This is a genomic window from Skermanella sp. (assembly GCF_059503625.1).
This window is the reverse complement of record NZ_JCACHA010000900.1, coordinates 1-7,669: the sequence shown is the minus strand read 5'-3', so window position 1 is coordinate 7,669 and position 7,669 is coordinate 1. Positions and strand designations below refer to the sequence as shown.

At 63.2% G+C, this 7,669-nt stretch carries 7 protein-coding genes and 2 tRNA genes; 2 read left to right on the top strand and 7 right to left on the bottom strand.

All coding sequences use genetic code 11. The annotated features are described in order from the left end of the window. Positions 1-19 precede the first annotated feature (19 nt). The 7 genes from clpP to AC5JJ6_RS32785 all read right to left on the bottom strand — a co-directional run bounded on the left by clpP (position 20) and on the right by AC5JJ6_RS32785 (position 6,046). Positions 20-655, bottom strand: coding sequence for an ATP-dependent Clp endopeptidase proteolytic subunit ClpP (gene clpP, locus AC5JJ6_RS32815; protein WP_044426132.1), 636 nt, complete (start codon positions 653-655; stop codon positions 20-22). 117 nt (positions 656-772) lie between these two features. Beyond that, positions 773-2,152: a trigger factor gene (gene tig / locus AC5JJ6_RS32810; protein WP_496046072.1), complete on the bottom strand. Its 1,380-nt coding sequence runs from the start codon at positions 2,150-2,152 to the stop codon at positions 773-775. 75 nt (positions 2,153-2,227) lie between these two features. Next, positions 2,228-2,312: transfer RNA gene (locus AC5JJ6_RS32805), tRNA-Leu, on the bottom strand. Positions 2,313-2,471: 159 nt separating this feature from the next. Then, positions 2,472-2,708 (bottom strand): hypothetical protein, encoded by a 237-nt coding sequence (locus tag AC5JJ6_RS32800; protein ID WP_496046071.1) that lies wholly within the window; start codon positions 2,706-2,708, stop codon positions 2,472-2,474. Positions 2,709-2,819: 111 nt separating this feature from the next. Further along, complete coding sequence (locus AC5JJ6_RS32795) at positions 2,820-4,286, bottom strand: malonyl-CoA decarboxylase (RefSeq protein WP_496046070.1); 1,467 nt, start codon at positions 4,284-4,286, stop codon at positions 2,820-2,822. 64 nt (positions 4,287-4,350) lie between these two features. Beyond that, the gene (locus tag AC5JJ6_RS32790; protein ID WP_496046069.1) at positions 4,351-5,829 is read right to left on the bottom strand and encodes an NAD(P)H-hydrate dehydratase; all 1,479 of its coding nucleotides are present in this window, start codon (positions 5,827-5,829) and stop codon (positions 4,351-4,353) included. Between the two features lie 141 nt (positions 5,830-5,970). Then, positions 5,971-6,046, bottom strand: a tRNA-His gene (locus AC5JJ6_RS32785). Positions 6,047-6,211: 165 nt separating this feature from the next. Here AC5JJ6_RS32785 and AC5JJ6_RS32780 point away from each other — a divergent pair. Together AC5JJ6_RS32780 and AC5JJ6_RS32775 are read left to right on the top strand one after the other, a co-directional pair. After that, complete coding sequence (locus tag AC5JJ6_RS32780) at positions 6,212-6,700, top strand: P-II family nitrogen regulator (RefSeq protein ID WP_496046068.1); 489 nt, start codon at positions 6,212-6,214, stop codon at positions 6,698-6,700. Between the two features lie 392 nt (positions 6,701-7,092). Then, a partial coding sequence (locus tag AC5JJ6_RS32775; protein ID WP_496046067.1) for a glutamine synthetase beta-grasp domain-containing protein occupies positions 7,093-7,669 on the top strand: 577 nt, incomplete at its 3' end.

Here is a 7,669-nt window from a genome sequence, read left to right as displayed (position 1 = left end):
CGGGATCTAGCTGGTCCGCTCACGTGCTCGAAGTATCGCCGCCAGTGGAAGGACGGCTCGCGACGACTTCGTCGATCAGACCGAAGCTTTTGGCTTCCTCGGGAGACATGAATTTGTCGCGCTCCATGGCCGCCTCGATCACGTCCAGAGTCTGGCCGGTGTGCCGCGCGTAGATATCGTTGAGGCGCGACCGAAGCTTCAGGATTTCCTGAGCCTGGATTTCGATGTCGGCAGCCTGGCCCTGGGCACCGCCGGACGGCTGATGAACCATGATCCGGCTGTTGGGAAGCGAGAATCGCTTGCCCGGCGCGCCGGCGGTCATCAGGAGCGAGCCCATGCTGGCGGCCTGACCGATGCAGACGGTCGAAACCGGCGGCCGGATGTACTGCATGGTGTCGTAGATCGCGAGACCCGACGTGACGTAGCCGCCCGGTGAGTTGATGTAGAAGGAGATGTCCTTGTTGGGATTCTCCGACTCCAGGAACAAGAGCTGCGCGCAGATCAGGCTGGCCACGCCGTCATTGACCGGGCCGATCAGGAAAATGATGCGCTCCTTCAAGAGGCGCGAATAGATGTCGAACGCGCGCTCGCCACGATTGGTCTGTTCGATGACCATCGGAACCAGAGCGTTCATCCGCGGCTCGAAATCGTACATGCTTTTCGACTCTCCCGTTCCCCATGTGCCGACCGCACCGCCTCAGGCGGCGTGATGGGCTTTGATCCTTGCGGCGGCCTGCCGGAGAATTCCGGCGGTACCGCCTTACGGTCCGGATCAGGCCTGGGCCGTACCTTCGGCTTTGGCTGTACCGTCAGCCTCGGCCGTACCTTCGGCTTCGTCCGGATCGCGCACCAGTTCCTCGACCGATACGGTCTTCTCATCTACCTTAGCGAGTTCAAGGATGAAGTCGATGACCTTATCTTCGAACAGGGGCGCCCGGATGTTGTCGATCGCCCGCGGCGTATTGCGGAAGAACTCGAACACCTCGCGCTCCTGACCCGGATAACGCTGAGCTTCGGCGACCAGCGCCTTGTTCAGCTCGTCCTGGGTCACCTGAATATTGTTGCGCCGACCCACTTCTGAAAGGAGCAGGCCCAACCGAACGCGACGTTCGGCGATGGAGCGATACTCGGCCCGAAGCTCGTCCTCGCTCTTGCCGGCCTCTTCGGCATCGGGACCCCCGCGCTTCAGTTCTTCCTGAAGCCGGTTCCAGATGGTCTCGAACTCGATGTCGACCATGCCGGGAGGCACGTCGAAGCTGTGGGTTTCCGCCAGCTTGTCGAGCAGGGTCCGCTTCACCCGGCTACGCGAGATGCCCGCGTAATCCTGGCCGATTCGGTCCTTGATCATCTGCTTCAAGGCAGCGAGGTCTTCGGCGCCGAACTTCTTGGCGAATTCGTCGTCGATGACGGCCGGAGCCGTCTCGCGGATCTCCTTGACGTCGACCTCGAACACGGCCTCCTTGCCCTGGAACTCGGCGGCGCCGTAGTTCTCGGGGAAGGTCACCGTGATGGTGCGGTGATCGCCCGGCTTGCTGCCGACCAGCTGCTCTTCGAAGGTGCCGACGAAGCTGTTGCTGCCCAGCTCGAGCTGGTGATCCTTGGCATCCATGCCCGGCTTCGCTTCCCCGTCGAGGGTGCCGGCGAAGTCGATGACCAGGATGTCGCCGGTGCGGGCTTCCCGCTCCTCGGCGATGGGCTGGCTGTCTCGGCTGCTCTTCGACAGACGCTCAAGCGTCTCGTCGACCTGCTTGTCGTCCACTTCGGCGACGACTCGCTCCAGCTCGATCGTGGAGAAATCGACAGGCTCGATGTCGGGCAGCAGTTCGACCGCAAGATCGTATTCCAGGTTGCCGCCCTCTTCGAACGAGGTGACCTGGATCTTGGGCTGAAGCGCCGGACGGAGACCACGCTCGTCGATCGCCTTCTGGGAGCTGTCGTTGACGGCGCGCTCCAGCACCTCTCCCATGACCGACTGGGCATAGCGCTGCTTCACGATCGGAAGCGGCACCTTGCCGGGGCGGAAGCCCGGCAGCCTTACGGTCCTGCTCAGCTCCTGGAGCCGGCTGTTGACCTGAGTCTCGATCTCCTGGGCGGGGATGACGACCTTGTATTCACGCTTGAGGCCGTCGGCGCTCGTCTCGGTAATCTGCATTGGACTGGAAGCCTGTTTCGTTGGCGACCGGTGCGGCCGGTCGCGGCTTGAGAACCTCGGGTACGGCTGACCTTATGGTGCGGGCGAAGGGACTCGAACCCCCACGACTTCCGTCACTGGAACCTAAATCCAGCGCGTCTACCAATTCCGCCACGCCCGCACAGGCAGCCCCGCGCAGGCGATTTAAGTCACCCGCCCGCCGGGTTCGCCTCTATAGCACACCGATTTCTGGACAAACAGGCTAAATGGACAAGTTGCGAGAACCGGCCTGAACGCGGCTATCACCCGCGAGCCTGGCTCAAGCGCAGTAGCCCGGCATTTACGCCAGGACCCGCTCGCTGAAGAGTTCGGTGAAGGAACTGAGCGCCAGGGTGCGCAATTCGTCCGCCGTATCGACCCTCTCGTAGTGGACGCTGAAGCGGACATGAGTGATGCCGACACTGTCTTTGGACACTGCGAGCACCCGCGCGGTTTCCACGGACTTGCCGCGGGTGGTCCGCCGATACACCGATCCTTCAGTGATGTCTGCCGGAGCCTTCTGCCGTCTCAAGAACATGTATGCCGTCCCGCGCTGGCTTGGTTAATGTCAGTGGGATCAAGACTAGCCAGCGGCTGTTTATGAACAGTTAAAGGCAGTTAAACGCATTTTATGTAAAAAGCCGGCAGTTTATCCTGTGCTTTTCAGATGCGCGCGCACCTGCGAGGAGGTGCTGATTTTACCATCCCCGGTATAAGCCTCGTGGTTGGCCTCGATATGGGTCAGCTTATACCGGTAATTGATCATCACTCCGGCTGACTGCCGCAAGCCATTGTCGGACGTATCGGCCAGCCAGTTCAGCCGCTCCATGCGGGCGCCGTTGGACAGGTGGAAATGGGCGACCGGATCGCGGGCACGCTTACCCGACTTCACGTCGACCAGATATGTGGCGCCAAGCCGCAGCAGGATTGGCTTGAGGACCTTGAGCGCAGCATCGTCGCGGTGCCATCCAGGCCGGTCCAGCAGTGCCTGAAGGCCGTCGTGAGGCTCCGGCAGGACGTTGCCGGGATCGGCGAAAAGCTCGGCGATACGGTTTCGCTCGGACGCAGTCAATGCACCCTCTCCGCCGCTTTCCCGGTCAAGCTCCGCATCTAGCCAGCGCCTGAAACCGGGAATCGGAGACAGCGTCGCGAAGTTCTTGAGGTTCGGGAACTCGGCCGCAAGACTGTCTACGACGCGCTTGATCAGGAAATTGCCGAAACTGATGCCGGCCAGTCCCTTCTGGGCATTCGAGATCGAATAGAAGATGGCGGTATCCGCCGTCTGCGGGTCCTGTACGGGGGCCGCCTCGTCCAGCAGGGTCTGGACGTTGCCGGACATGCCGGTCACCAGCGCCACCTCGACGAATATCAGGGGTTCGTCCGGCATCCTCGGATGGAAGAAGGCGAAGCAACGGCGGTCCGAGTCGAGCCGGTCCTTCAGGTCCTGCCAGCCGCGGATCGCGTGGACCGCCTCATAAGCGATCAGCTTTTCCAAGAGCGACGCGGGACTGTCCCAGGTGATCCGGCGCAACTCCAGGAAACCGACGTCGAACCAGTTCTTCAACAGTGACTTCAGGTCGGCTTCGAGCGCCGACAGCAGCGGATCGCCACGCGACCACTCCAGCAGTTGCGCCCGCATGTCCACCAGGAACTTTATGCCCTCGGGCAGACCGTTGAACTGGGTCAGCAACCTCATCCGGCCCGGTTCGAGCGCACTCCGCAGCGCCCGCTCGGCATCGCCGCGCGATGCCGGATCACCGGCCTGGTGGAACACGTCGACCGCCCGGTCCACGGTAGCGCGGTCCACGTCGAAATCGCGGGCCAGCACGTGGAGGAAGTTGCGCCGGCCCGTCGAGTCGAGGCCGAGATACGTCCGGCCCAGCTCCGCGGCGCGCGCTCGGGCGCTGACTTCGCCGCCGCGCCCTTCCAGGCAGGCCTGCATCTGAAGACGGAGCCGGTCGGCATCCTCGCGCGGCAGATGGGGACGTGGCGTAGCACCGACCGCCTCGCGGGAAAAAGCGGCGATATCCCGCCACGCCGTCCGCAGGTTCTCGATGGTACGGTCGAACAGCGACGGCGCCGCCTGCTCTTCGATGGAAGTCGGTAACTGGGTCATGCCGCTGATTTTGAAAGAGTCGTGCCGTACGGATCAAGGGTAAACGAAAGCGTCGCAACCATCTTCACGGGACCGTCACGAAGCCTTCCGCCAAGTCTCGCAACACTCCCGGCAAAACCTCCGCAATGTCCTCCGCGATCAGCCCATGGCCGAATCTCGTGGCTGCCTCGCCATGAAGCCATGCGGCAGCGGCAGCGGCATGGAACGTCGGCATGCCCTGCGCGATCAAGCCCAACGCCAAGCCCGCCAGGACGTCACCCGCCCCAGCCGTCGCCAGCCAAGGCGGGGCATTTCCGTTGATCGCGGCGACGCCGTCCGGCCGCGCGATCACGGTATCCGGCCCTTTCAGCAGCACGATCGCCCCGGCGCGACCGGCGGCGGCGCGGGCCTGCGACAGTCTGTCGCCTTCGATGCCGAACAGTCTCTTGAACTCCCCGGCATGGGGCGTCAGCAGGCATTGCCCCGTAAGCCGGTCGAAGAGTTCCGCAGGCGCTTCGGCGAAGGCGGTGATGGCGTCCGCATCGATGACCGTCGCCTTCGCTGCATCCAAGGCTTCCTCCACCCTGCGGCGCGTTGCGGCGGAGATGCCGGCTCCCGGCCCGATCAGGACGGCGTTACGGTGCGGATCCGCCATCAGGCCGGAAAACGACTCGGCAGCGGTGAGAACGGTCACGATGGTTCCGGGATCGGACGCGGCATAGATCGGAAAAGCCTCTTCCTGACAGGCGATGCTGACCAGCCCCGCCCCTGCCCGCCGCGCCGCCCGTGCAGCCAGCCTTGCCGCTCCCGTCATGCGGGCGCCCCCCAGCACCACGGCATGACCACGATCGAACTTGTGCCCGTCGGTCTTGGGCCAGGGGAAGCGAGGCAGCCACAAGGCGGGGTCATTGTGAAAAACCGTCGGCGCGATCTTCTCCAGCACCGAGTCGGCGATGCCGATATCCGCAACCACGACCGTCCCGCACAATCCGCGCCCCGGCATGAGAAGGTGCGCAGGCTTCCTTCGGAAGAAAGTGACGGTCAGCGCCGCCGGCGCCGCAGCGCCGAGCACCAGGCCGGTGTCTCCATCGACGCCACTCGGCACGTCCACCGCGACGACCGGAATGCCGCGAATGCCTAGCTGCTCCACGAGATCGCGCAGGCCGCCTTCCAGTGGCCGCGCCAGTCCGGCACCGAACAGGGCATCGACCACCAGCGCCGCCCCGTCCAGCAGACCGGAGGACAAGGCGAACACTTCGCCCCTCCAGCGCCCTGCCATGACGGCGGCATCGCCGTGCAGGGCATCCACCTCACCCAGCAGTCCGAGCCGGACCGGCCAGCCGAGCTGGTCGAGCAGTCGCGCCACGACGAAGCCGTCTCCGCCGTTGTTGCCTGGACCGCAAAGGACGGTCACTGGGCCAACCGGCCATCGAGCCGCGATCTCGCGGACCACGGCGGCGCCTGCCGATTCCATCAGGACCTCACCGGACCTGCCGCTCTCGATGGTCAGCGCATCGGCGCGGTACATCTCTGCGACGGTCAGGACGGCATTCCGAAGGTTCATGACGGCTCTCCCGAACAAGCGCTTCACACAGGATCAACGGCTCGGAACGAAAAAAAGCCGCGGCGGTCTCTCATTGGGACCGATCGCAGCTTACCGGCGCAACAGCACCGCTGGATGAATAACGACTTCATCAAGGGAAGGTGGGGCGACGGATGGGACTCGAACCCACGACCACTCGGACCACAACCGAGGGCTCTACCAACTGAGCTACCGCCGCCACCGTTGGGGCCGTGTCTATGCCAAATCGCGGGAACCTCGTCAAGGGCGGAAAACGCTGATTTCCGTCCCTGCCGGCGTCGTGGTTCAGTCTGCCAGCGCGTCGGCGCTGCACAAACCTATATGCCGCTTTTTTAGCCATCTTGATCATGGAAACATCAGTTGCTTGCCGGCGATTACAGCATACACTCGCCGAAAACCGCCTCGCGGAGCATTTACCCTTGGCACTACGGCGTTGGCATGCCTCGTGCTTTACGGGATGATGAGCACCGCTCGGTGGCGCGCCGCCATCCACGGGGAGTCGTTGATCAGCATCATGAAAAAAATCGAAGCCATCATTAAGCCGTTCAAGCTCGACGAAGTGAAGGAAGCCCTTCACGAGGTCGGCATCAAGGGCATTACCGTCACCGAAGCCAAAGGCTTCGGAAGACAGAAGGGTCATACGGAACTTTATCGTGGCGCGGAATACGTCGTCGATTTTCTGCCCAAGGTGAAGATCGAGGTCGTGATGGACGACAGTCTGGTCGATCGCGCGATCGAAGCGATCCAGACGGCCGCCCATACCGGCCGCATCGGCGACGGAAAGATCTTCGTGACTCCGGTCGAAGAGGTCGTCCGCATCCGCACCGGTGAGAAAGGCAGCGACGCCGTCTGACAAGGATGCCGACCGGGGCTGGGCTTACCCGAGCCCATGACATCGGGCAGGTGACTGCGCACAGTCATAAACCCCTGCCATGCATGGCTCGGGGTCCCGGGCAATGCCCCTTGGCCGTCAGACCTTGGCGCCGGTCCGCAGCGACCGTGCGTCCGGCTTCGGTATAGCGCAGGCGCAAGCCGTCCGGACATCTCGACGGGCAACTGTCCGTCCAGATGCCAGATCGTCATAATACCGGTTTGCCATAATGCCACCTACGGGCAAGCTGTGGATTGTGCGTCCGGAAAGGTCGTGACATAACAACGCCCGCGCGCGTCACCAAATCGGCCTCACTCCGCCCAGGCCAAGGCGGAGGCGAGCCAGCGTCAACCATAGAAAACGGATTCCGAGGAATGTCTGACATCAGCAAGGTCTTCGACCTGATCAAGGAACACGACGTCAAGTACGTCGACCTTCGCTTCACCGATCCGCGCGGCAAGATGCATCACACCGCGCAGCACATCTGCACGATCGAGGAAGATTCGTTCACCGACGGCATCATGTTCGACGGATCCTCGATCGCCGGCTGGAAGGCGATCAACGAATCCGACATGGTCCTGTTGCCGGACGCTGCGACCGCCGTGCTCGATCCGTTCGCCGCGCAGCCGATGCTGAACATCTTCTGCGACGTCTACGATCCGGCCAGCGGTCAGCCCTACAACCGTGACCCGCGCTCGATCGCCAAGGCCGCGCAGTCCTATATGGAGTCGGCCGGCATCGGCGACACCGCCTATTTCGGTCCGGAAGCCGAGTTCTTCGTGTTCGACGACGTGCGTTACGAAGTCTCGATGAACGAGTGCTTCTATAAGGTCGACAGCGAGGAAGGCCCCTACAACAGCGGCCGGACCCAGCCCGACGGCAATCTGGGCCACCGTCCGACCATCAAGGGCGGCTATTTCCCGGTACCCCCGATCGACTCGGCTCAGGACC